Raw genomic sequence first — 24,500 nt, 5'->3', positions numbered from 1 at the left:
ATTCTACAGCAGCCTCATTTGCTGTCAAGTGGTTATTTTCAGAAGTTTTCGAAGATTTCTTCAACAACTTCAACCACTTGCGCTTGCGATCTCTCGTAAGCGGGAGGCGAATTCTACAGCGTTACACGCTGCTGTCAACACCTCTTTTTCAACTTCCTTTTGGCTTCGATGAACTGAAGCAACTTGCTGCCGAAAACTGCATAACTCATTGTTTACCAAGGAGTTTTCCGTTTCGACTGCGCCGGAAGTGGGGCGAATTATAGGCTTCCAGAATCTGCCGTCAACCTTCTTTTTCACATTTCTGTCATATAAGTCAAAAAAGCCCCAATAATGCAAAGGCCGGCCCCAAGGGGCCGGCCTTTTACCTACCGAGCCTTACAGGCTAGGGAAGGCGAATTGCGACGCTTCATGGCTGGCCCGTTGCGGCCAACGCTGGGTGATTGCCTTGCGACGGGTATAGAAACGCACCCCGTCCGGCCCATAGGCATGCAAGTCGCCAAACAGCGAACGCTTCCAGCCACCAAAGCTGTGATACGCAACCGGCACCGGCAGCGGCACGTTCACCCCCACCATGCCGACTTCAATCTCATCACAGAACAGGCGCGCCGCTTCACCGTCACGGGTGAAGATACAAGTACCGTTGCCGTATTCATGATCGTTGATCAGCTGCATCGCCGCTTCCAGGCTATCCACCCGCACTACGCACAGCACCGGCCCAAAGATCTCTTCTTTATAGATACGCATCTCAGGGGTGACGCGGTCAAACAAGCTGCCACCGAGGAAAAAACCTTGCTCATGCCCTGCAACACTCAAGCCACGGCCGTCAACGACCAGCTCAGCCCCCGCCGACACACCGTCCTCTATATAGCCACTGACTTTATCTCGCGCCTGCCCCGTCACCAACGGGCCCATATCCAGCCCGAAAGAAGTGCCCGCACCAATCTTCAACGCCTTGACCTGAGGCGCCAGCTTGGCGATCAACGCATCCGCTACCTGGTCGCCCACGCACACAGCCACCGAGATCGCCATGCAACGCTCACCGCAGGAACCATAAGCCGCGCCCATCAGGGCACTCACAGCGTTATCCAGGTCTGCATCCGGCATCAGCACCGCGTGATTCTTCGCCCCACCCAGCGCCTGCACGCGCTTGCCGCGTTTGGTCGCTTCGGAATAGATGTACTCGGCAATCGGCGTCGAACCTACAAAGCTCAAGGCTTTGACTTCCGGCGCTTCGATCAATGCGTCCACCGCGCCCTTGTCGCCATGCACCACGCTGAGCACGCCTTTGGGCAATCCGGCTTCCTGCAACAGCTGCGCGATCAACAGCGTCGAACTCGGGTCGCGCTCTGAAGGTTTAAGGATGAAACAGTTACCGCAGACAATCGCCAGCGGGTACATCCACAACGGCACCATCGCCGGGAAGTTGAACGGGGTGATACCCGCCACTACGCCCAACGGCTGGAAGTCCGACCACGCATCAATGTTCGGCCCTACGTTGCGGCTGTATTCACCCTTGAGAATCTCCGGCGCCGAGCACGCGTACTCCACGTTCTCGATCCCACGCTTGAGTTCACCCGCGGCGTCTTCCAGGGTCTTGCCATGTTCTTCGCTGATCAACTGCGAGATCCGTGCTTCGTTCTGCTCCAGCAGTTGCTTGAAACGAAACATCACTTGGGCACGCTTGGCCGGCGGCGTATTGCGCCAAGCCGGAAACGCCGCCTTGGCTGAGTCAATCGCCTGTTGAATGGTTTCACGACTGGCCAAAGGCACCTGGTGAATCACCTGCCCGGTAGACGGGTTATAGACGTCGGCACTACGACCGCTGTCGTTGACCAGTTCACCGCTGATCAAATGCTGGATAAGGCTCATGCAGGGCTCCTGAAAAATTGTTCTATATAGAAGGAGAAATCAGTCGATCTTGTTCAGCACTTCGCCGACCGCGTCAAACAGACGGTCCAGGTCCTGCGGCTTGCTGTTGAAGGTTGGCCCGAACTGCAGGGTGTCGCCGCCAAAACGCACATAGAAACCGGCCTTCCACAACGCCATGCCGGCCTCGAATGGACGCACGATGGCATCTCCATCACGTGGGGAAATCTGAATCGCACCGGCCAGGCCGTAGTTGCGAATGTCGATCACATTCTTGCTGCCCTTCAAACCGTGCAGCGCATTCTCAAAGTGCGGCGCGACTTCGGCTACGCTCTGCACCAGGTTTTCTTTCTGCAACAGGTCCAATGCCGCCAAGCCCGCCGCGCAAGCTACCGGGTGCGCCGAGTAGGTGTAGCCGTGGGGGAATTCCACTGCGTATTCCGGCGTCGCCTGGTTCATGAAGGTCTGGTAGATCTCGCTGCTGGCAATCACCGCGCCCATCGGAATCGCGCCGTTGGTGACTTGCTTGGCAATGCACATCAGGTCCGGGGTCACGCCGAAGCTGTCGGCACCGAACATCGAGCCGGTGCGGCCAAAGCCCGTGATCACTTCGTCGAACACCAACAGGATATTGTGCTGGTCGCAAATTTCGCGCAGACGCTTGAGATACCCCTGCGGTGGCACCAATACCCCAGCGGAACCGGCCATAGGCTCGACAAATACGGCCGCAATGTTCGACGCGTCATGCAGCTCGATCAACTTGAGCAACTCATCGGCCAGCGCGATGCCGCCCAGCTCCGGCATACCCCGGGAGAAAGCGTTGCTGGCCAGCAAGGTGTGAGGCAGATGGTCAACATCCATCATCGCCTGGCCAAACAGCTTACGGTTACCGTTCACACCGCCCAGGCTGGTACCGGCAATGTTAACGCCGTGGTAACCACGGGCGCGACCAATCATCTTGGTCTTCGTGGCCTGGCCTTTCAGGCGCCAGTAGGCCCGCACCATCTTCACCGCCGTATCGGCACATTCAGAGCCCGAATCGGTGAAGAACACATGATTCAGGTTGCCTGGGGTCAGGTCGGTGATTTTTTCCGCCAACTGGAAGGACAACGGATGACCGTACTGGAAGCCTGGAGAGTAGTCCAAGGTGCCCAATTGCTTGGCGACCGCTTCCTGGATTTCCTTGCGCGTATGCCCGGCGCCACAGGTCCAAAGGCCCGACAACGAATCATAGACCTTGCGCCCCTTGTCATCGGTCAACCAGCTACCTTCGGCGGCCACGATCAGGCGTGGATCGCGCTGGAAGTTGCGGTTGGCGGTGTAAGGCATCCAGTGCGCATCCAGCTTCAATTGGCTGGCCAGGGACGATGGGGCGTTTTCGGGCATGTTCATCAGCAAAACCTCGCAGGGCAAAAGGCAGCGTCGGGATTGAAAAAGCGTTGTTGCAGCTAAATTGCCACGGGGATAAAGTCGGTGAAATCCAACTCTTCTAACCTTCAGTCAGGACTTCACTAAACTATGAGCAGCCGTCGTCCCGACCCTTTGGCCCAAGTCAGTGACTTCGATATTCGCCTGCTGCGCATCTTTCGCAGCGTAGTGGAGTGCGGCGGCTTCTCGGCAGCGGAAACCGTTCTCGGCATCGGGCGCTCGGCCATCAGCCAGCAGATGAGCGACCTTGAGCAACGACTCGGGCTACGGCTCTGCCAACGCGGCCGCGCCGGTTTTTCCCTGACGGAAGAAGGCCGCGAGGTCTATCAATCTGCCCTGCAACTGCTGAGTGCCCTGGAAAGTTTTCGCACCGAGGTCAACGGCCTGCACCAACATTTGCGCGGCGAGTTGATCATTGGCCTCACCGATAACCTTGTCACTCTGCCCCATATGCGCATCACCCACGCATTGGCGCAGTTGAAAGAACGCGGCCCGGACGTGCAGATCCAGATCCGCATGATCGCCCCCAATGAAGTGGAGCAAGGCGTACTCGACGGTCGCCTGCACGTCGGTGTGGTGCCCCAGGCCAGCGCACTGTCGGGCCTGGAATACCAGCCGTTGTACAGCGAACGTTCCTTGCTCTATTGCGCGGTCGGCCACCCGCTGTTTTACGCCGACAACAAGCAACTCGACGACGAGCGCGTCGACAGCCAGGACGCCATCGCCCCCACCTTCCGCTTACCTGCGGAAATCCAGGCCCATTACCAGGCGCTCAACTGCACCGCCAGTGCGTCAGACCGTGAAGGCATGGCGTTCCTGATTCTCACCGGGCGTTATATCGGCTACCTGCCCGATCACTACGCCAGCCTGTGGGTACAACAAGGCCGACTGCGTGCGCTGAAACCGGCTACACGTTTTTACGATTTGAGCCTGGCATCGGTCACGCGCAAGGGCCGTCGCCCTCATTTGGTGCTGGAAAGTTTCCTGGAAAGCCTGGCCGCCACCCGCTGATTCGGGCCTCGCGCAAAAAGCTGAGCATATGGACAGCTTTTTGCAAGGACTCAAGGACCTTGAACCGTCCGCCTTGAGTTGACCCGCCATGCCCCCAGAATCCTCCAGCCCCAGCGACCTGATCTACGGCCTCAACGACCGGCCGAAACCACTGCCCGCTTTCCTCGCGGCGCTGCAACATGTATTGGCGGCGTTCGTCGGCATCATCACGCCGCCTCTGATTATTGGCTCCACCCTCGGCCTCACCGCCCACTTGCCCTACCTGATCAGCATGGCGTTGATGGTTTCCGGCGTAGGCACCTTCATCCAGGCACGCAGGCCGTTTGGTATCGGTGCCGGCATGATCTGCCTGCAAGGCACCAGCTTTGCGTTTCTCGGCGCGGTGTTGTCTGCAGGCTTTCTGGTGAAACAACGCGGCGGCAGTCCGGAAGACATTCTGGCGATGATTTTCGGCGTGTGCTTCTTTGGCGCGGCGGTACAGATTGTATTGAGCCGCTTTATCGGCCAGCTGCGCCGCGTGATCACACCGCTGGTGACCGGCATTGTGATTACGCTGATCGGCATCAGCCTGATCAAAGTGGGTATCACCGACCTCGGCGGCGGTTTCAATGCACCGGACTTCGGCGCCCCCGCCAACCTGGCGCTGGGCCTGTTCGTGGTTTTGACGATCATCCTGCTCAACCGCTCGAACACGCCCTGGGTACGCCTGTCGGCCATCATCATCGGCCTGGCCCTGGGCAGCCTCGCGGCGTGGTTCAGCGGTAAACTTGTTCCCCAGGCTTTGCCTGACCTGCCATTGGTCAGCCTGCCTACACCATTCCGCTTTGGTTTCAACTTCGACTGGAGCGCCTTCCTGCCGATTGCGCTGATTTATCTGATCAGCAGCATCGAAACCGTCGGCGACCTCACCGCCAATTGCATGATTGCCCGCCAGCCTATCAGCGGCCCTTCTTATATAAGCCGGCTCAAGGGCGGCGTCCTCGGCGATGGGGTGAGCTGCATGATCGCCGCCACTTTCAGCGCTTTCCCCAACACCACGTTTGCGCAGAACAATGGTGTGATCCAGCTCACCGGCGTGGCCAGCCGTTACGTCGGTTTATACATCGGCGTGTTGCTGTTCTGTCTGGGCCTGTTTCCGCTGATTGGCGCCGTGCTGCAGCAAATCCCCAAGCCGGTGCTGGGCGGCGCGACCCTGGTGATGTTCGGCAGTGTGGCCGCGGCCGGCGTGCGCATTCTCGCCCAGGCACCGCTGGATCGACGCAGCATGCTGATTATCGCCACCTCGTTCGGTGTTGGCCTGGGTATCGCCGCGCAACCTAACCTGCTGCACCTGATGCCGACACTGGTGCAGAACCTGTTCGACTCCGCCATCACCAGCGGCGGTATCACCGCCATCCTCCTGTGCCTGTTACTGCCGGAGGCCAAGGCAAGTACCACCGCCGCAAACCACACCCCGGAACGCGACAGCCTGGAACCGCTTTGACGGTTTTATTGCATCAGGACTTGTCTGAGGCTTGAGGGTGGGTTATCTGTGCACACGTCGTCTCTATCGATCAGCACGGAAACCTCCATGAGCCTCGAAGTTCCTGCCCACAGCAACCACGGCGGTAAACCCGCCAGCCGCATTCGGCAAAAGAATGAACAAGCGATTCTCCAGGCTGCTGAAGATGAATTCGCGCGCCATGGCTACAAAGGCACCAGCATGAACACCATCGCTGCCAGCGCCGGGCTGCCCAAGGCCAACTTGCACTATTACTTCACCAACAAGCTGGGCCTGTACATCGCAGTGCTGAGCAACATCCTCGAACTCTGGGACAGCACCTTCAACGCGCTGACCGCCGAGGATGACCCAGCCGTGGCGCTCGCTCGTTACATCCGCACCAAGATGGAATTCTCGCGCCGCCAACCCCAAGCCTCGCGGATCTTCGCCATGGAGATCATCAGCGGTGGCGAATGCCTCACGGAATATTTCGGCCAGGACTATCGGGCCTGGTTCAGTGGCCGTGCCGCAGTGTTCCAGGCGTGGATCGACGCCGGCAAAATGGACCCCGTCGACCCCGTGCATCTGATCTTCCTGCTGTGGGGCAGCACCCAGCACTACGCTGACTTCGCCACCCAGATCTGCCGCGTCACCGGTCGCACCAAGCTGACCAAGCAGGACATGGAAGATGCCGGCACCAATCTGATCCATATCATTCTCAAAGGCTGCGGCATCAAGCCAGCCCTATAAACGAAGCGATTTATGTCTTTTACGCTCACCGGTTTTTGCGAGTTTCGTGAAGAAATACGCAAAAGCCGCTTTATCACCTTGGCGGCGCCGATTACCAGCCCGCAGGACGCCCAAGCGTTTTTCGAGCGACACAGCGACCTGAACGCCACGCACAACTGCTGGGCCTGGAAGCTGGGCGATCAATACCGCAGCAGCGATGACGGCGAACCCGGTGGCACCGCCGGGCGCCCGATCCTCGCGGCCATCGAGGCCCAGGGCTTTGATCAGGTGGCCGTATTGGTGATCCGCTGGTACGGCGGCATTCAACTGGGCACGGGTGGCTTGGCCCGTGCCTATGGCGGCGGGGCCAATAAATGCCTGCAAAATGCCGAGCGCATCGAGCTGATCAGCCGCGTACCTCTGAGCTGCGCCTGTGGCTTCTCCGAGCTGAACCTGGTGAAGCTGCGTGTCGCTGAACTCGGCGGGCTTGTGGTGGAAGAAACCTTCACCGCCAACGGCGTAGAGCTGCAACTCGCCCTGGGGGAGGCGCACATCGACACCCTGCAAACCCAGCTCGCCGACCTGAGCCGTGGGCGCATCCTGCTCGAACGCTGAAACTGCTACTGTTATGCGCTGAACTCCCTGAACCGCGATTTCAAAGGAAGCCTTTCATGTCTACGCCAAAAACCGCACTGATCATCGGCGCCTCGCGCGGGCTGGGCCTTGGCCTGGTCAAGCAACTGCTCCAGGACGGCTGGGGCGTGACCGCTACCGTGCGCGATCCGAACAAGGCAGATGCCCTGAAAGCCGCGGGGCCGGTGCAGATCGAGAAGTTGGATATGGACGACCAGCAAGCCGTGATCGCCCTGGCCCAACGCCTGAAAGACCGCACCTTCGACCTGCTGTTCGTCAACGCCGGCGTCAAGGGCCCGGCCAACCAGGAGCCCGGCCACGCGACCCTGGCGGAAGTCGGCCAGTTGTTCTTCACCAACGCCGTGGCGCCAATCAACCTGGCCCAGCGCTTTGTCGGGCAGATCCGCAAAGACACCGGCGTGCTGGCCTTCATGAGTTCGGTACTGGGCAGCGTGACCATTCCCGACGGCTCGGACCTGGCGCTGTACAAGGCCAGCAAGGCCGCCCTCAATTCGATGACCAATAGCTTTATCACGCAACTGGGCGAGCCCAAGCCGACGGTGCTGTCGCTGCATCCAGGTTGGGTGAAGACCGACATGGGCGGCGAAAATGCCCACATCGACGTCGAGACCAGCGTGCGCGGCCTGGTGGACCAGGTAAATGCCTACACCGGCAAAGGCGGCCATCACTTCGTCGACTACAAGGGCGACACCATCACCTGGTAACCCCCCCAACTGTAGGAGCGAGCTTGCTCGCGAAGAACGCCCAAGCACTGCGTTAAACCAGACTGCCCGCGTCATCATTGACGATTTTCGCGAGCAAGCTCGCTCCCACAGAGGTAAACTGCCCACCTCGCCCTCCCCGGCGACCCTGGATCAGCAGACAGGGCAACACTGAGCTGGCAAACCTGAACCCATCATTCAGAGGAGCCGGCCAATGCCTGCGACCCGTATCTGGTTAAAAAACCCCCTCGCGATTTTCACTGCCAATGGCCTCGATGCCCGTGGCGGCCTGGTGCTGCAAGACGGTGTCATCACCGAAGTGCTGGCCCAAGGGCAAGCGCCTGCACAACCCTGCGCGCAGGTGTTCGATGCCCGCGAGCATGTGGTGCTGCCTGGGCTGATCAATACCCACCACCACTTCTATCAAACCCTGACCCGCGCCTGGGGCCCGGTGGTCAACCAGCCGCTGTTTCCCTGGCTGAAAACCCTGTACCCGGTATGGGCGCGGCTCACCCCGGAAAAGCTCGCCCTGGCCAGCAAAGTCGCCCTGGCCGAATTGCTGCTCTCGGGCTGCACCACGGCGGCCGATCACCACTACCTGTTCCCCGATGGTTTGGAAAACGCCATTGATGTGCAGGTAGGCAGCGTGCGTGAACTGGGGATGCGCGCCATGCTCACCCGCGGTTCCATGAGCCTGGGCGAAGCCGATGGCGGCCTGCCGCCGCAGCAAACCGTGCAGCAAGGCCAGGTGATTCTCGAAGACAGCCAGCGCCTGATCCGCGAATATCACCAGCGCGGTGACGGTGCGCAGATCCAGATCGCCCTGGCGCCGTGCTCGCCGTTTTCCGTCACCCCCGAAATCATGCAAGCCAGCGCCGAGCTGGCCAACCAGCTGGACGTGCGCCTGCACACCCATTTGGCGGAAACCCTCGATGAGGAAGATTTCTGCCTGCAACGCTTCGGGCTGCGTACCGTGGATTACCTCGACAGCGTCGGCTGGCTCGGCCCGCGCACCTGGCTGGCCCACGGCATTCACTTCAACCCGGACGAAATCGAGCGCCTGGGCGCAGCCGGCACCGGCATCTGCCATTGCCCAAGCTCGAATATGCGCCTGGCCTCCGGCATCTGCCCCACTCTGGACCTGCTCGCCGCCGGCGCCCCGATCGGCTTGGGCGTGGACGGCTCAGCCTCCAACGACGCTTCGAACATGATCCTTGAAGCCCGCCAGGCCCTGTACATCCAGCGCCTGCGCTACGGCGCGGAAAAGATCACCCCCGAAGGCGTATTGGGCTGGGCCACCAAGGGCTCGGCGCAGTTGCTGGGGCGCACAGACATTGGCGAGTTGGCCGTCGGCAAGCAGGCGGACCTGGCACTGTTCAAGCTCGATGAGCTGCGCTTCTCCGGCAGCCATGACCCCATTTCCGCACTGCTGCTGTGCGGCGCGGACCGGGCGGATCGAGTGATGGTTGGCGGCAAGTGGCGGGTGATCGACGGTCAAGTCGAAGGCCTGGACCTCAAGGGCTTGATCGCCGATCACAGCCAGGCCGCGCGCCATTTGATCGCGGGCACCTAAGCCAGGCGCCAATCAAAATGTGAGAGCGGGCTTCTGTGGCGAGGGAGCTTGCTCCCGCTGGGGTGCGTAGCGCCCCCAAAAACCGGCTCCCACATTGGGTCTGCGGCGCCTTTCAAATCGGGTTACAGCCCCAACAGCGACAGCATGATAAAGGTCGCAAACAACACAAAATGCGTCATCCCTTCTATCGCATTGGTTTCACCATCGTTGAGGTTGATCGCGCTGACGATCAGCGTGATAAACACCATCACCGTTTGCACCGGCGTCATCGCCATCTGGAACGGCTGCCCGGTGTAGAGCGCCATGGCTTCCATCACCGGCACCGTCAGGATCACCGTGGACAACGAAGCCCCCAACGCGATGTTGACCACCGATTGCATGCGGTTGGCCAACGCGGCGCGCAATGCCGTGAGGATTTCCGGAGCGGCCGAGATAGCCGCCACCACAATCGCGGTAATCACTGGTGGTGCGCCTGTGCCTTCCAGGCCCAGGTCGAGGGTCTTGGACATCACCTCGGCCAGCGCGCCAATCACGATCACCCCAAACACCAGGGTCGCAATGGAAAACGTCAGGCTGACAGACGGCGCGTGCTCGTCTTCCGGCTGTTTCTTACGGCGTTTCTCCGGGTAGCTGTAGCTGAAGAAATAACTGTGCGGCCCCACCTGCATGCGCAGGAACAAGGTGTAAAGCACCACCATCGCGCCAATGGTGAAGGCCGAGTAAATTTTCCAGTCCGCTTCGGGGATAAATTCCGGTACCACCATCGACACCCCCATGGCGGTAAGAATCATCACACTGTAGGTGCGCGCTGAGTCATCGTTGTAGGACTGTTCGCCATGCTTGATGCCGCCCATTAGCGCGGCCAGGCCGAGGATACCGTTGATATCGAGCATCACCGCTGAGTAGATGGTGTCGCGCACCAGGGTGGGCGATGGCTCGTTACTCATCATGATCGCCAGGATCACCACTTCCACCAATACCGCGGCGAGGGTCAGGATCATGGTGCCGTAGGGGTCGCCGACTTTTTCCGCCAACTGTTCGGCGTGATGGGCCACGCGCATCGACGCCATCACGATAAACGCGATCAGCGCAAAGCCGGCCAGCAACGCAACCAGTTGGCCGCTGTGGAGCATCCAGTGCTCCAGCGGGTAGGCGGCGATGGCGGCAATCAGCGCCAGCAGCATGAATTTTTCTTGCTTGAGGGATGTGAGCATTCCGGGCCTTTTCGTACAGCGAATCAGTCATTGATGGGGTACAGACTGCGCCGAGCCGCTAACGTTTCGTTACACCTTAGTTCAGGCCGCCCTTGCGTGAGTGACAGAAATACTCTCCTGCTGGTCAGGTTTTGCCGATTATTTCAGCCATGGCCTGTAGAATGCCGCCATTGCACCTGATGAGATTCTAAAAATGTACGATTGGCTCAACGCCCTGCCCAAGGCTGAATTGCACCTGCACCTGGAAGGCTCGCTGGAGCCTGAGTTGCTGTTCGCCCTGGCCGAGCGCAACAAGATTGCGCTGCCATGGAACGACGTCGAAACCCTGCGCAAAGCCTACGCCTTCAACAACCTGCAAGAGTTTCTCGACCTGTATTACAAGGGCGCCGATGTGCTGCGCACGTCCCAGGACTTCTACGACCTGACCTGGGCTTACCTGCTGCGCTGCAAAGCCCAGAACGTGATCCACACCGAACCCTTCTTCGACCCGCAAACCCACACCGACCGTGGCGTGCCGTTCGAAGTGGTGCTCAACGGCATCGCCGCTGCGCTTAAAGACGGCGAGCAGCAAATGGGCATCACCAGCGGTTTGATCCTCAGCTTCCTGCGCCACCTGAGCGAAGACGAAGCGCAGAAAACCCTCGACCAGGCGCTGCCGTTCCGTGACGCGTTCGTGGCCGTGGGCCTGGACAGCTCGGAAATGGGCCACCCACCGAGCAAGTTCCAGCGCGTGTTCGACCGTGCCCGCCACGAAGGCTTCCTCACCGTCGCCCACGCTGGCGAAGAAGGCCCGCCCGAGTACATCTGGGAAGCCATCGACCTGCTGAAAATCCAGCGCATCGACCACGGCGTGCGAGCCATTGAAGACGAGCGCTTGATGCAGCGCATCATCGACGAACAGATCCCGCTGACGGTATGCCCGCTGTCCAACACCAAGCTCTGCGTGTTCGACGACATGGCCCAGCACAACATCCTCGACATGCTCGAGCGTGGTGTAAAAGTCACCGTGAACTCGGACGACCCTGCCTACTTCGGCGGTTATGTCACCGAGAACTTCCACGCGCTGCACACCTCCCTGGGCATGACCCAGGACCAGGCCAAACGCCTGGCGCAGAACAGTCTGGATGCGCGGCTCGTGAAACCGTAACTGAATAGACTTGGACTCAACCTGTGGGAGCTGGCTTGCCTGCGATAGCGGTGTATCAGCCAGCCTCTTATTGCCTGACCTACCGCTATCGCGGGCAAGCCCGGCTCCCATATGGCCCCATCAGCTTCAAGCCTGGGTGAGTTCTTCCAGGGTCTTGCCCTTGGTCTCCATCCCGAACAGCCACACCACCAGCGCCGCCACCGCAAAGCACAGCGCGCCCAAGGCAAATACCCCGCCCTGCCCGGTTATCGGGAACACCAACCCGGTCACCAACGGCCCCAGCAACGAACCAACCCGCCCAATCGCCGACGCAAACCCCGAGCCGGTTGCACGTGCCGAGGTGGGATACAACTCCGGCGTGTAGGTGTACAGCACCGCCCACATGCCAAACAGGAAGAACTGCATCAACAACCCCGAGGTGATCAGCAGGCCCACGTTGCCGCCAAACACTGCGCTCTGCCCATACAGAAACGCCATCACCCCGCCGCCCAGCAGGGTCACCACGCACACAGGCTTGCGTCCCCAGCGCTCCACCAACCACGCGGCCATCAAAAAACCTGGGATTCCGCCCAGGGAAATGATCACCGTGTAATACACCGACTGAGTCACGGCAAAACCCGATTGCTGCAACAACGCACTCAACCACGACGTCAGCCCGTAGAACCCAAGCAGGGCGAAGAACCACACACTCCAGATCATCATCGTGCGTTGGCGGTACTGCGCCGACCACAGCTGCTGGAACGCGGAGAAAAACGTCCCCGGCGTACTCTCTACCCGTGGCAAAGCAACTGGCTCCGGCAAGTCGGCGCCGCCCAGGGAATCGCGCACCTTCTGCTCGATGCCAAGCAAGACCTTGTCCGCCGCCTCATGGCGCCCAGCCTGTTCCAGCCAACGCGGCGACTCCGGGATAAAGAAACGGATGGCCAGCACGAACACCGCCGGTACCGCCAGCACCAGGAAGATGTCGCGCCAGCCAATCACCGGCAACAAGAAGTAAGACAGTACGCCCGCAGCCACAAAGCCCAACGGCCAGAAACCATCCATCAAGGCGATATAGCGCCCGCGTCTTTTGGCGGGGATCAGCTCCGACAGCATCGACTGGGCAATGGGAAACTCCATGCCCATGCCAATGCCCAGCAGGATCCGAAACAACGTCAGCGTCTCCACCGTCTGGGCCGTGGAACACAAATAGCTCGCCAACCCCCAGAGGACGATGCTCCACTGAAACACCGGTTTGCGACCGAATCGATCAGCAAGCATCCCGGACAGCGAAGCGCCCACCACCATGCCGAAAAAACTCGAACTGGCCAGCAACCCGGCCTGGGCCGTGCTCAGGCCAAACTCGGTTTTGATCGAGCCCAACAGGAAGGTCATCATCGCCAGGTCCATGGAGTCAAAGAAAAACGCCAGGGCGATGATGATGAAAATGATTCGGTGGTAACCGCTGATGGGCAACCGTTCCAGGCGTTCCGCCGCGCTATAACCCTGCCTACCCATGCCACACCCCTCGTATGAAAAATCCCCCTTGCGAGTGTGCGGCATCGTTTGCGCCGGCTATTGCTGGATGCGACCTGACGACAGCTGAGAACGACGCCAGCGCCTGTAGGAGCGAGCTCGCTCGCGAAGATCGTCAACGATAACGCGGGGTTTCTGGATAAAACGCGGCGCACTCGAGTTTTTCGCGAGCAAGCTCGCTCCTACAGTTTGGCGATGCGGGCTATGTGCTCAAGCCCCAGGTCATTGACCGACAAGGCCCGTGACTCGTTGATCACGCTGATCCAGTTCGCCTGCAGAAACAGTTGCATCAAGCCCGCCCCCAACGCACCGCCCAGGTGGGGTTGCTGCTGGCTCCAGTCGAAACAGTCGCAGGCCAGCGGCGATGCCAATGCCTGGGTAAAAATGCCCAGCTGCGCCAATGCCTGCACGCCATTGGGCGTCACCTCTGTACGCGGCTCATGGCGCTCGATCCACCCGGCCTCAAGCATCCGTTGATACAACTGCGCCGCCAGCTCGCCGCCGAGGTGGCCATGGCACCAGCGGGCACGGCGCAGCAATGGCGGTGCGCGCAGCGCCGCTGGCAAAACATCAGGTGTGCTGCGGGCCGCGCTGGCCATAGTGGTGCTGGCCAGCGCATCAATGGCAGCACTGACATCGGCCGCCGCTACACGAAACAGGCGCTGGCCCCGCCGCGCCTCGATCCGCAACAGGCCGCTGCCGGACAGCCGCGCCAAATGTGCATTGGCTGACGCCGGCGACAGCCCGGCCAGCGTCGCCAGTTCTTCGGAAGTCTTCGCCGAACCGTCCATCAAGGCCCAGAGCATGGCCGTGCGTTTAGGCTCGGCGAGCAAGCTGGCGATCTGACTGATGCAAGGTGCTGCTCCCATGTATTCACTCCCTGTTAAACCATTTTTCTGCTGCGGTTGACGCCCAAGTATAGGTGCGCAGGCAGGAGGTTCCCCGGTGTCTGACGGTGCAAATCAGGACAAGATATGAGTGAAACTTCCGAGCGTGGCGCAGGCTATTGACGAGAAGCCATTCGTCCCGGTCGCTGGGCCGTCAATGTCGCACAACGGGACACGAGCATGTCCCGCAGCAGATTGATGGGTTTACTCAATTGCGCACGGTGGGCGCACAGCAGGTTGAGCGGGGTGCGCTCGCCCTGCAGTTCCGGCAGGATCAGACGCAAGCGCCCGGCCAGCACATCGGTGCTCACATCCAGCCAGGACTTGTAGGCGATGCCCATGCCCGCCACCGCCCAGCGGCGCACCACATCGGCGTCATCGCTGAAGCGATCGCCGCTGACCGTCAGGCCCACATGACGCTTGCCATCGTAAAAACCCCAGTGGTCGTGGACGCGGCTGCCGAGCATGTACAGCAGGCAATTGTGCTGGGCCAATTGCTCCAGATGGCGCGGCTCGCCATGCCGGGCGAGGTAACTGGGGGCGGCGCAGAGTACGCGGACATTGTCCGGGGCAATGGGCAGCGCAATCAGGCTGGAGTCTTCGGGTTCGCCGTAACGCAGGGCAATGTCCACGGGCTGGCGGAACAGGTCGGCGATGCGATCACCGAGCAACAGGCGCACGTTCAGTTGCGGATGCTCCTGCTGGAACGCATCCAGCCACGGCAACAGTTGGTTGCGGCCGAAATCCGAGGGTGCCGACAATTGCAGCACACCACTGACATGATCCTGGCCACTGGCCAATAGGCGCCGCCCTTCATCCAGCGCGCTCAGTGACGCCCGCGCGTACGCAAGGAAGCCCTCACCTTCGGCCGTCAGGCGCAGGCTGCGGGTGGAGCGCGCCAGCAAGCGCGTACCCAGTTGCTGTTCGATACGCTTGAGCGCGGCACTGGCCACCGCCGGTGACAGGTCCATGACCCGCGCCGCAGCCGACAGGCTACCCAAGTCGGCGGCCCGCACAAACAACTGCAAATCATCAAAACGCAGCATGCATTTCCGCTCATTATCAATATTTGGTTGAAACAGCCTGCTGTTTTAGCCGCTTTTATCGGCGTGGGAAATAGCCAATCATCTGCCCATCCCGTTAGCCCGTGCCCGGAGTCGACTATGCCCACCGCTTTTAATGTCATCGCCACGCTGATCGCCAAACCCGGCCAGCACGCCACCCTGGAAACCCTGCTGCGCGGCCTGCTGGAACCGACCCGCCTGGAAGCCGGTTGCGAGCAGTACGACCTGCACCAGGACCTGCAACACCCCGAGACCTTCTACATGCTCGAGCGCTGGAGCGACGACGCTGCACTGGCCGACCACGACCAGAGCGCGCATATCCAGAGCTTTCGCGCCAAGGCCGCCGATGTGATCGAACACTTCGAACTCAAGCGCCTGAAATTTCTCGCCTGATCCCGCCTTTTTTGTAGGAACGAGCGTGCTCGCGAAAACCCCAACGACGAGGCGCGAAACCAGAAACACCGCGTCATCGTTAACGATCTTCGCGAGCAAGCTCGCTCCTACCTTGACCGTATTCACTTGGAGTCATCATGAAAGCCATCGCCTACTACGCCTCACTGCCGATCACCGATCCAGAATCCCTGCAAGACATCGAACTACCAGCCCCCGTGGCCGGCCCCCGTGACCTGTTGGTGGAAGTCAAAGCCATCTCGGTCAACCCGGTGGACACCAAGGTGCGCCAGAACGTCGCCCCGGAAAATGGCGCCGCCAAGGTGCTGGGTTGGGACGTGGCGGGTGTGGTCAAGGCGGTCGGCAGTGACGTGACGTTGTTCAAGGCCGGCGACAAGGTGTACTACGCCGGTTCCCTGGTACGCCCAGGCGGCAACAGCGAATTGCACACAGTTGATGAGCGCATCGTCGGCCATATGCCCCAAAGCCTGGGGTTTGCCGAAGCGGCCGCATTGCCGTTGACCGCTATCACTGCGTGGGAGCTGTTGTTCGAACGTTTGCAGGTGACTGAAGGCAAAGACGATCAAGGCCAGAGCCTGCTGATCGTCGGCGCTGCCGGTGGTGTGGGGTCGATCCTGACTCAGTTGGCCAACCAGCTCACCGCGTTGAAGGTCATCGGCACCGCCTCGCGCCCCGAGACTCACGCATGGGCCAAGGCCCTGGGAGCACACGTGGTGATCGACCACAGCCAGCCGCTGAGCGAAGTGTTGAAACAGGCCGGGCACGGGCAAGTGACCCACGTCGCCAGCCTGACCCAGACCGAGCAACACCTGGACCAACTGGTCGAAGCACTGCAACCCCAAGGCAAGCTGGCGTTGATCGACGATCCCAAGGCCCTGGATGTGAGCAAGCTCAAGCGCAAGAGCCTGTCGCTGCACTGGGAGTTCATGTACACCCGTTCGATGTTCGAAACGCCAGACATGATCGAGCAGCACAACCTGCTCAACCGCGTGGCCGAACTGATCGACGCCGGCACCCTGAAAACCACGGTAGGCGAGCACTTCGGTGTGATCAATGCAGCAAACCTGCGCCGCGCCCACGCCCTACTGGAAAGCGGCAAGGCCAAGGGCAAGATCGTGCTGGAAGGGTTCTGAAAAAACGGCTGTCAGTGTCGTCTGTTATCCACGTAGGTAACGGACGACACCATTAGTCCGAGAGTTGATCCTTGTCATATTTATGCGCCCGTTCAGGTTTATATTGGCCGCCTTTGCCACGATTCTTTTACGTGAGGAAGTCAGCAATGAAAATCCTGATAAAAGCGTTAGCAAAATCCCCAGGCAGCCAATGGCAAGTTCGTCTCGACGGCGAGGCCATCACCTTTCGCAGTGAAGCCGAGGCCCGCGCCTTCGCCGACACGCTGCAGGCCCGGATCCAGGCGCCCCATCGCTTCCCTCTCAACCAGCAACGTTCCGCTGGCTGAGCCCAACTTCAGACCTGCGCCTGTACGGCCCTTGCCCGTTGCAGGCGCTGGGTCGCCATGGCAATGGTCACCGCCAGCACCCCGCAGAGGCTGATGACCATGGCCATCGGCATCGCCGTGCCGTCGTGCAACACACCGACCAACGACGCCGCCCCTGCAGCCACACCGAACTGAATGCAACCGAGCAACGCCGATGCGCTGCCGGCCCGAGCCCCCTGCCCGCTCATGGCACAGGCCGAGGTATTCGGCAAAATACAGCCCAGACTGGCGATACAAATAAACAGCGGCACCAACAACGGCCATAGCGCTTCAGTGCGCAACGCGGCAATTCCCAACAGCGTCAACGCCGCCGCCACGTACACCCACACGGTACGCGACAACAAAAACGCCGGGCCGCGCTTGGCGAGCAATCTTGCGTTCAGTTGCGCCACCAGGATAAAGCCCGCGGCGTTGGAGCCAAACAACCAGCCGTAATGCTCGGCCGGTACGCCATAGAGCTTGATAAACACGAAGGGGGAACCGGCGATGTAGGCAAACATTCCGGCAATCGAGATACCGCCGGTCAAGGCATAGCCCAGGTACACCCGGTCTGACAGTAGCGAGCCGTAGCGGCGCAATGAGCCCGACAACGGCTGGCGCGGCTGATCGGCCGGGAAGGTTTCCGGCAACCCGACCGCCACGGCGATGGCCGCCATCACGCTGAACAACGACAACGCCAGGAAAATCGACTGCCAGCCCCACACGCCGACCATCAGGCCACCGGCCAACGGCGCCAGGATCGGGGCCAGGCCGGTCACCAGCATCAGTTGCGAATACACCTTGGCCGAACCCACGGCATCGCATTTGTCACTGACCACCGCCCGGGAAATCACCATGCCCGCACACCCGCCAAGGGCCTGCACGAAGCGTGCACCGATCAGCCATTCCAGGGACGGCGCATACGCACAAGCGAAAGACGCGAGGGTAAACAGGGTGACGCCGCTGAGCAACGGCACGCGCCGGCCAAAGCGGTCGGCCAGCGGCCCGTAGATCAATTGGCCAATAGCCAGGCCCGCGAAATACACCGCCAGGGTCAGCTGGATATGTTTTTCGTCAGTGGCGAAGGCCGAGGCCATTGCCGGAAATCCCGGCAGGTAAAAGTCGATCGCCAACGGCGCGAAGGCGCTCAAGGCGCCCAGAATCAGGATTATGCGAAGGTTCATCAGACACCCAAGTGAGTCGGCAGCTCGACAGTCTAGCCGCGCTTGGGTGCCATGAACATTACGTTAGGTGGCTAACGATCAGAAAATCACGCCAACTTGACGCTGTAGCCTTCCTCGGCAATCAGATCGATCACTTGGTCAGAGGACAGACTGCTTGCCACCCGCACTTCTTTAGCCTTCAAGTCGACCTCCACACTTGCTGCCGAATCCTTGCTCTGTACCGCCTGGGTCACCGCTTTAACGCAATGGCCACAGGTCATTCCTTCAACGCTGAATATTTGCATGACATGACTCCTTTGATGAGGTTGAGCCCAGTGTCGAGCTTGCCATGATGGCAAGGTCAAGTTCTCAGTATTTCTGCCGGGCTGGTATTCGGCGGCGGCGTCGTCCAAGCTTCAACCTCCCTAGCTGTGAACCATGGAGCATTCGCCATGCGCTGGTCGTTTTTTGCCCTTGCCGGCCTGATGAGCTTGCCTGCCGCTGCGCCCCAAGCCCTGGCAGCTGAAGATTATGCGGTGCTGATTATTTCCCGCGAACGCCTGGAAGTGCCGACCCACTGCGAGATCGGCCTGTATATCCAGGACCAACTGGCCGGGCGTCTGTTCCAGGAACAGGCCACCTCCTTCAACCTTCCCCCCGGCGATGTGTCGCTGCGCCTGAAAGTGTTGCCGAGTCAGGCCCCCGGCTGTCTGCCAGGCATGCTCGCGCCTCCCGCGCAGAACATCACCTTGAAAGCCGGTGATGTACGCAAATTACGCATTGCACTGGGCCCGGACGGTATGTACCTCAAAGCGGCGAAACTGGAATACTGAGTAACCCCACGATCGTTCCCACGCTCCGCGTGAGAACGCCTCATCGGACGTGCTGCGTCCCGGGTACAAGGCACTGCTTCAACGCCAGGGTGACGCGGAGCGTCACGGCCGCATTCCCACGCAGAGCGTGGGAACGATCGGCGCAGAGCGTGGGAACGATCGGGCTTGACCTTCCCCACAGGTTAAGGTTGATCCTAGTGGCAACTTCTTCTGGAGGACTGCCCCATGAATGGATCCACCACCTTTGACCTGCCCATCGGCGGCATGACCTGTGCCAGCTGTGCCGGGCGGGTCGAACGCGCGCTGGGCAAAGTGCCTGGCGTGCAACGTGTCAGCGTCAACCTGGCCAATGAGCGCGCGCACATCGAAGTACAGGGCCAGATGGACCCCAGCGTGTTGATCGCCGCCGTCGACAAAGCCGGCTACACCGCCAGCCTGCCCCAAAGCGAAACCGCTACCGACGCCGATCAGGCCCGGCGCCTGCGCCGCGAGCGCTGGTCGCTGGTGGCGGGCGTTCTGCTGGCGCTGCCCTTGGTGCTGCCGATGCTGGTAGAACCCTTCGGCCTGCACTGGATGCTCCCCGCCTGGATACAGTTTGCCCTGGCCACGCCGGTGCAATTCATCCTGGGTGCGCGCTTCTATGTCGCCGCGTGGAAAGCCGTGCGCGCCGGCGCCGGCAATATGGACCTGCTGGTGGCGATCGGTACCAGTGCCGGCTACGGCTTGAGTATCTATGAATGGCTCACCGCCGCCCCAGGCGTGACGCCGCACCTGTACTTCGAAGCCTCGGCGGTGGTGATCGCCCTGGTGCTGCTGGGCAAATACCTGGAAAGCCGCGCCAAGCGCCAGACCGCCAGCGCCATCCGCGCCCTTGAAGCCTTGCGTCCGGAACGGGCGATTCGCGTGCAGGACGGCCGTGAAGAAGACGTCGCCATCAGTGCGTTGAAGCACGGCGACCTAGTGCTGGTCAAACCCGGCGAACGCTTCCCGGTGGACGGTGAGGTGGTGGAAGGCCAGAGCCATGCCGATGAGGCGTTGATCAGCGGCGAAAGCCTGCCGGTGCCCAAACAACCCGGCGACGCGGTCACCGGTGGCGCCATCAACGGTGAAGGCCGCCTGCTGGTGCGCACCCTGGCCCTGGGCGCGGAAAGTGTGCTTGCGCGCATCATCCGCCTGGTCGAAGACGCCCAGGCCGCCAAGGCACCGATCCAGAAACTGGTGGATAAAGTCAGCCAGGTGTTCGTGCCGGCCGTGCTGGTATTGGCGCTGATTACCGTAGTGGGCTGGTGGCTGTATGGCGCATCCCTGGAAACCGCCATCATCAATGCGGTGGCCGTATTGGTGATCGCCTGCCCTTGTGCCCTGGGCCTGGCCACACCGACCGCGATCATGGCCGGCACTGGCGTCGCCGCACGCCACGGCATCCTGATCAAGGACGCCGAAGCCCTGGAGCGCGCCCATGCCGTGAGCGCCGTAGTGTTCGACAAGACCGGCACCCTCACCTCCGGCGCGCCCAACATTGCGCATTTGGCGGCCGTGGATGGCGATGAAGCCCTGTTATTGCAACAGGCCGGCGCCCTGCAGCGCGGCAGTGAGCACCCACTGGCCAAGGCCGTGCTGGATGCTTGTCGCGACAGAGGCTTGGACGTGGCCGATGTGAGCGCCAGCCAATCCCTGACCGGGCGCGGCATTGCCGGTACGCTCGACGGTCGGCCATTGGCGCTGGGTAATCGCCGCTTGCTGGAAGAGACCGGCCTGGACGCAGGCGATTTAGGCCCGCGAGCCAAGGAATGGGAAGCCGAAGGCCGCACCTTGTCCTGGCTGATCGAACAAGGCGCGCAACCCCGTGTGCTGGGGCTGTTTGCCTTTGGCGACACGCTCAAGCCCGGCGCGTTGCAAGCCGTGCAACAACTCAAGGCGCAGCACATCAGCAGCCACCTGATCACCGGCGATAACCACGGCAGTGCACGGGTGGTGGCCGAGGCCTTGGGCATCGACGATGTGCATGCCGAAGTACTGCCCGCCTATAAAGCCGCTGCCGTGGCCGAGCTGAAAAAAACCGGCGTGGTGGCCATGGTCGGCGACGGTATCAACGATGCACCAGCCCTGGCCGCTGCCGATATCGGCATCGCCATGGGCGGCGGCACCGACGTGGCCATGCACGCCGCCGGTATCACCTTGATGCGTGGCGACCCGCGCCTGGTGCCGGCCGCCCTGGAGATCAGCCGCAAGACCTACGCGAAAATTCGACAGAATCTGTTCTGGGCCTTTGTGTATAACTTGATCGGCATTCCCCTGGCCGCCTTCGGCCTGCTCAACCCGGTACTGGCTGGCGCCGCCATGGCCTTGTCCAGCGTCAGCGTGGTGAGTAACGCCCTGTTGTTGAAAACCTGGAAACCCAAGGAATTGGAGGATCAACGCCCATGAACATCGGCCAAGCCGCCCGCACCAGCGGGCTAAGCGCGAAGATGATTCGCTACTACGAATCCATTGGCCTGCTGAAAACCGCCCACCGCACCGACAGCGGCTACCGGGTGTACGGCCACGACGACCTGCACACCCTGACGTTCATCAAGCGCTCGCGAGACCTGGGGTTTTCACTGGAAGAAGTCGGCAAGTTGCTGACCCTGTGGGAGGACCGCCAGCGGGCCAGCGCCGACGTAAAAGCCCTGGCGCGCCAGCACATCGACGAGCTGAACCACAAGATTCGCGAGCTGGGGCAACTGCGCGATACCTTGCAGGACCTGATGGAGCACTGCCAGGGCGATCACCGGCCCGATTGCCCGATCCTCAAGGAGTTGGCAGCGGGCAACTGCTGCGCCTGACAGACAGCACGCAATGATCGTTCCCACGCTCCGCGTGGGAATGCCGCTTTCGACGCTCCGCGTCACGCTTTAGGACGCAGAGCGTCCAGGGATGCATTCCCACGCAGAGCGTGGGAACGATCAGCGTCGCTGTAAGTTACTGCATCCAAGGCGGCGGCGGTGGCTCGTCCGGCACTTTGCTTGGTGGCGCATCATCCGCCGCGCGAATCGCCTGGCGACGCTCTTCATCCAGCCGCGCCGCTTCGATTTCGCGGATCACACCGCCCACATCCGCAAGTTCTTCCGGTTCGTCGAACTCACCGGTCAATACACTGGCCGGGTGCAAGGTGCCGGCTTCATACAGCGCCCACATTTCCTTGGCGTACTTGGTTTTCTTCAACTCCGGGGCAAAACGCCCGAAGTAGGAAGCCATGTTGCCAACGTCGCGCTCCAGCATGCTGAACGCGTGGTTGTTACCCGCCGCATCCACCGCCTGGGGCAGGTCGATGATCACCGGGCCCGTAGGCGTGAGCAGTACGTTGAACTCGGAAAGGTCACCGTGCACCAGGCCGGTGCACAGCATCAGCACTATCTGAGAGATCAGGAAAGCGTGGTATTCGCGCGCCTGGTCCGGCTCCAGCACTACGTCATTCAGACGCGGCGCCGCATCACCGTATTCGTCGGCCACCAGTTCCATCAACAGCACGCCTTCGAGAAAGTCGAACGGCTGGGGCACACGAACGCCCGCACCGGCCAGGCGAAACAGCGCCGCCACTTCAGCGTTCTGCCAGGCATCTTCGGTTTCTTTCTTGCCGAACTTGGAGCCCTTGGCCATGGCTCGCGCCTGGCGGCTGTTACGGACCTTACGGCCTTCCTGGTATTCGGATGCCTGACGAAAACTTCGTTTATTCGCCTCCTTGTAAACCTTGGCGCAACGCAATTCATTGCCGCAGCGCACCACATAAACAGCTGCTTCTTTACCACTCATCAGTGGGCGCAGCACTTCGTCGACCAGACCGTCTTCGATCAGGGGTTCAATGCGTTTAGGAGTCTTCATCAGCTTTTATTGTGGGTCCTGTATTACCAAACACGCGTGTGGCACTCGTTATACGGCAATCGGCTCGCCGGGGGGAGAGGCTACTGACCTCTGACCCCTTGAGAATGCATTCAATGGGCCAATTTTGTCGGCAATCAGCGTTCGATAATCGCCGTCACGCCTTGGCCACCGGCTGCACAGATGGAAATCAGCCCACGGCCCTTGCCCGCTGCATCCAATAATTTAGCCAGGCTGGCGACGATACGCCCACCGGTGGCGGCAAACGGATGGCCCGCCGCCAGGGAACTGCCCTTGACGTTGAGGCGGCTGCGGTCGATCGACCCCAGCGGCGCGTCCAGGCCCAGGCGGGTCTTGCAATAGTCGGCGTCTTCCCAGGCCTTGAGCGTGCACAGCACTTGGGCGGCGAAAGCTTCGTGGATCTCGTAATAATCAAAGTCCTGCAACGTCAGGCCGTTGCGCGCCAGCAAACGCGGTACCGCATACACCGGCGCCATCAGCAGGCCCTCGGCACCTTGGACGAAATCCACCGCCGCCGCTTCGCCATCGCGCAGGTAAGCGAGGATCGGCAAGCCGCGCTCCTTGGCCCACGCCTCGCTGCCCAGCAACACCAGGGAGGCACCATCGGTCAGCGGTGTGGAGTTACCGGCGGTGAGCGTGCCCTTTTCGCTGCGCTCGAAGGCCGGCTTGAGGCTGGCGAGTTTTTCCAGGGTCAGGTCGGGGCGCAGGTTGTTGTCGCGGGTGAGGCCGAGAAAGGGCGTGAGCAAATCGTTGTGCCAGCCTTCGGCGTAAGCCGCCGCCATCTTCTGGTGGCTCTCCAGCGCAAGCTGGTCCTGCTCGGCACGAGGGATCTGCCAGGTCTGGGCCATCAGTTCGCAGTGCTGGCCCATGGACAGACCGGTACGCGGTTCGCCGTTGCGCGGCAGTTCCGGCTTGAGGTGATGAGGACGAAGTTGTAACAGGAGTTTTAATTTATCTGCCAGGGATTTGCTGCGGTTGGCTTGCAGCAGGATCTTGCGCAGCCCTTCATTCACACCAATCGGTGCATCCGAGGTGGTGTCCACCCCGCCGGCAATGCCGCATTCGATCTGGCCCAGGGCAATTTTATTGGCCACCAGCAGCGCCGCCTCAAGCCCCGTGCCGCAGGCTTGCTGAATGTCGTACGCAGGGGTTTGCGGTGATAGGCGCGAACCGAGCACGCATTCACGCGTCAGGTTGAAATCACGGGAATGCTTGAGCACCGCGCCGGCGGCCACTTCGCCCATGCGCAGGCCGTGCAGGTTGTAGCGCTCGATCAGACCCTCCAGTGCGGCAGTCAGCATCGCCTGGTTGCTCGCCGTGGCGTAGGGGCCATTGGATCGGGCGAAAGGAATGCGATTACCGCCAATGATCGCTACACGGCGCAATTGAGTCATGGAAAGCTCCCTCGTGGTGGTGGGTGGAATCATCAAGCCTAGCCTAGGCTCAATCGAACGACTGCCACCCCAGG

The 24,500-nt window shown here is 61.0% G+C and carries 24 protein-coding genes; 14 read left to right on the top strand and 10 right to left on the bottom strand.

The features are described 5' to 3' along the window. On the top strand, positions 1-263 hold a 263-nt coding region (locus ACP7CZ_RS10295), incomplete at its 5' end, for a hypothetical protein (protein ID WP_208727548.1). A 112-nt stretch (positions 264-375) separates the two neighbouring features. Here ACP7CZ_RS10295 and ACP7CZ_RS10290 read toward each other — a convergent pair. After that, on the bottom strand, positions 376-1,869 hold the full coding sequence (locus ACP7CZ_RS10290) for a CoA-acylating methylmalonate-semialdehyde dehydrogenase (RefSeq protein ID WP_294195942.1): 1,494 nt from the start codon (positions 1,867-1,869) through the stop codon (positions 376-378). Between the two features lie 39 nt (positions 1,870-1,908). Then, positions 1,909-3,258: an aspartate aminotransferase family protein gene (locus ACP7CZ_RS10285; protein ID WP_054918734.1), complete on the bottom strand. Its 1,350-nt coding sequence runs from the start codon at positions 3,256-3,258 to the stop codon at positions 1,909-1,911. Between the two features lie 126 nt (positions 3,259-3,384). On the opposite strand from ACP7CZ_RS10285, the gene ACP7CZ_RS10280 reads away from it, so the two are divergent. The 6 genes from ACP7CZ_RS10280 to ACP7CZ_RS10255 all read left to right on the top strand — a co-directional run bounded on the left by ACP7CZ_RS10280 (position 3,385) and on the right by ACP7CZ_RS10255 (position 9,442). Then, positions 3,385-4,305, top strand: coding sequence for a LysR family transcriptional regulator (locus tag ACP7CZ_RS10280; protein ID WP_034125912.1), 921 nt, complete (start codon positions 3,385-3,387; stop codon positions 4,303-4,305). An 88-nt stretch (positions 4,306-4,393) separates the two neighbouring features. Further along, positions 4,394-5,788, top strand: a complete 1,395-nt coding sequence (locus ACP7CZ_RS10275) for a uracil-xanthine permease family protein (RefSeq protein ID WP_054918737.1) — start codon at positions 4,394-4,396, stop codon at positions 5,786-5,788. Between the two features lie 87 nt (positions 5,789-5,875). Then, positions 5,876-6,535 carry a TetR/AcrR family transcriptional regulator gene (locus ACP7CZ_RS10270; protein ID WP_034125910.1) on the top strand — a complete coding sequence of 220 codons (660 nt, stop codon included), beginning with the start codon at positions 5,876-5,878 and terminating at the stop codon, positions 6,533-6,535. Between the two features lie 12 nt (positions 6,536-6,547). Continuing rightward, positions 6,548-7,129 (top strand): IMPACT family protein, encoded by a 582-nt coding sequence (locus ACP7CZ_RS10265; RefSeq protein ID WP_054918742.1) that lies wholly within the window; start codon positions 6,548-6,550, stop codon positions 7,127-7,129. A gap of 56 nt (positions 7,130-7,185) precedes the next feature. Further along, positions 7,186-7,872, top strand: a complete 687-nt coding sequence (locus ACP7CZ_RS10260; RefSeq protein WP_054918743.1) for an SDR family oxidoreductase — start codon at positions 7,186-7,188, stop codon at positions 7,870-7,872. A 211-nt stretch (positions 7,873-8,083) separates the two neighbouring features. Beyond that, positions 8,084-9,442 (top strand): 8-oxoguanine deaminase, encoded by a 1,359-nt coding sequence (locus ACP7CZ_RS10255; protein ID WP_054918745.1) that lies wholly within the window; start codon positions 8,084-8,086, stop codon positions 9,440-9,442. Positions 9,443-9,564: 122 nt separating this feature from the next. On the opposite strand, the gene ACP7CZ_RS10250 is transcribed toward ACP7CZ_RS10255, so the two are convergent. Beyond that, positions 9,565-10,656: a calcium:proton antiporter gene (locus ACP7CZ_RS10250; protein ID WP_003188263.1), complete on the bottom strand. Its 1,092-nt coding sequence runs from the start codon at positions 10,654-10,656 to the stop codon at positions 9,565-9,567. A gap of 193 nt (positions 10,657-10,849) precedes the next feature. Here ACP7CZ_RS10250 and ACP7CZ_RS10245 point away from each other — a divergent pair, with 193 nt between their 5' ends. Beyond that, positions 10,850-11,803, top strand: a complete 954-nt coding sequence (locus tag ACP7CZ_RS10245) for an adenosine deaminase (protein WP_294195948.1) — start codon at positions 10,850-10,852, stop codon at positions 11,801-11,803. Positions 11,804-11,929: 126 nt separating this feature from the next. Here the strand turns inward: ACP7CZ_RS10245 and ACP7CZ_RS10240 are convergent, their stop codons facing one another. From ACP7CZ_RS10240 to ACP7CZ_RS10230, 3 genes are all read right to left on the bottom strand, one after another. Beyond that, on the bottom strand, positions 11,930-13,300 hold the full coding sequence (locus ACP7CZ_RS10240) for an MFS transporter (RefSeq protein ID WP_054896421.1): 1,371 nt from the start codon (positions 13,298-13,300) through the stop codon (positions 11,930-11,932). Positions 13,301-13,500: 200 nt separating this feature from the next. Beyond that, positions 13,501-14,187, bottom strand: a complete 687-nt coding sequence (locus ACP7CZ_RS10235) for an ArsR/SmtB family transcription factor (protein ID WP_034125905.1) — start codon at positions 14,185-14,187, stop codon at positions 13,501-13,503. 134 nt (positions 14,188-14,321) lie between these two features. Beyond that, a complete protein-coding gene (locus ACP7CZ_RS10230; RefSeq protein WP_198791529.1) occupies positions 14,322-15,251 on the bottom strand; it encodes a LysR family transcriptional regulator in 930 nt (309 codons plus the stop codon). Between the two features lie 117 nt (positions 15,252-15,368). Here ACP7CZ_RS10230 and ACP7CZ_RS10225 point away from each other — a divergent pair, with 117 nt between their 5' ends. The 3 genes from ACP7CZ_RS10225 to ACP7CZ_RS10215 all read left to right on the top strand — a co-directional run bounded on the left by ACP7CZ_RS10225 (position 15,369) and on the right by ACP7CZ_RS10215 (position 17,139). After that, positions 15,369-15,662 carry a putative quinol monooxygenase gene (locus ACP7CZ_RS10225; RefSeq protein WP_034125903.1) on the top strand — a complete coding sequence of 98 codons (294 nt, stop codon included), beginning with the start codon at positions 15,369-15,371 and terminating at the stop codon, positions 15,660-15,662. 137 nt (positions 15,663-15,799) lie between these two features. Then, the gene (locus ACP7CZ_RS10220) at positions 15,800-16,813 is read left to right on the top strand and encodes a zinc-binding alcohol dehydrogenase family protein (protein ID WP_034125902.1); all 1,014 of its coding nucleotides are present in this window, start codon (positions 15,800-15,802) and stop codon (positions 16,811-16,813) included. A gap of 146 nt (positions 16,814-16,959) precedes the next feature. Continuing rightward, positions 16,960-17,139: a hypothetical protein gene (locus ACP7CZ_RS10215; RefSeq protein ID WP_014716767.1), complete on the top strand. Its 180-nt coding sequence runs from the start codon at positions 16,960-16,962 to the stop codon at positions 17,137-17,139. Between the two features lie 8 nt (positions 17,140-17,147). On the opposite strand, the gene ACP7CZ_RS10210 is transcribed toward ACP7CZ_RS10215, so the two are convergent. After that, entirely contained in the window at positions 17,148-18,341 is a 1,194-nt protein-coding gene (locus ACP7CZ_RS10210) for a multidrug effflux MFS transporter (protein ID WP_034125901.1), read from the bottom strand. A gap of 86 nt (positions 18,342-18,427) precedes the next feature. Continuing rightward, positions 18,428-18,625 (bottom strand): heavy-metal-associated domain-containing protein, encoded by a 198-nt coding sequence (locus tag ACP7CZ_RS10205; RefSeq protein WP_054896417.1) that lies wholly within the window; start codon positions 18,623-18,625, stop codon positions 18,428-18,430. 147 nt (positions 18,626-18,772) lie between these two features. Here ACP7CZ_RS10205 and ACP7CZ_RS10200 point away from each other — a divergent pair, with 147 nt between their 5' ends. From ACP7CZ_RS10200 to cueR, 3 genes are all read left to right on the top strand, one after another. Next, positions 18,773-19,153 (top strand): hypothetical protein, encoded by a 381-nt coding sequence (locus ACP7CZ_RS10200; protein ID WP_034125899.1) that lies wholly within the window; start codon positions 18,773-18,775, stop codon positions 19,151-19,153. A 225-nt stretch (positions 19,154-19,378) separates the two neighbouring features. Beyond that, the gene (locus ACP7CZ_RS10195; protein ID WP_072445973.1) at positions 19,379-21,580 is read left to right on the top strand and encodes a heavy metal translocating P-type ATPase; all 2,202 of its coding nucleotides are present in this window, start codon (positions 19,379-19,381) and stop codon (positions 21,578-21,580) included. After that, positions 21,577-21,978: a Cu(I)-responsive transcriptional regulator gene (gene cueR, locus ACP7CZ_RS10190; RefSeq protein ID WP_003188242.1), complete on the top strand. Its 402-nt coding sequence runs from the start codon at positions 21,577-21,579 to the stop codon at positions 21,976-21,978. Before ACP7CZ_RS10195 ends, cueR begins: the two co-directional genes overlap by 4 nt. Positions 21,979-22,114: 136 nt before the next feature. On the opposite strand, the gene ACP7CZ_RS10185 is transcribed toward cueR, so the two are convergent. Together ACP7CZ_RS10185 and ACP7CZ_RS10180 are read right to left on the bottom strand one after the other, a co-directional pair. After that, entirely contained in the window at positions 22,115-23,014 is a 900-nt protein-coding gene (locus tag ACP7CZ_RS10185) for a PA4780 family RIO1-like protein kinase (RefSeq protein ID WP_014716761.1), read from the bottom strand. A 134-nt stretch (positions 23,015-23,148) separates the two neighbouring features. Then, entirely contained in the window at positions 23,149-24,426 is a 1,278-nt protein-coding gene (locus ACP7CZ_RS10180; protein WP_034125895.1) for an acetyl-CoA C-acetyltransferase, read from the bottom strand. Positions 24,427-24,500: the final 74 nt, after the last annotated feature.

Origin of the sequence: Pseudomonas sp. DWP2-2, from assembly GCF_049897065.1 — a bacterium.
GTDB lineage: Bacteria > Pseudomonadota > Gammaproteobacteria > Pseudomonadales > Pseudomonadaceae > Aquipseudomonas > Aquipseudomonas paracarnis.
This window is presented reverse-complemented; position numbering and strand designations above follow the sequence as displayed.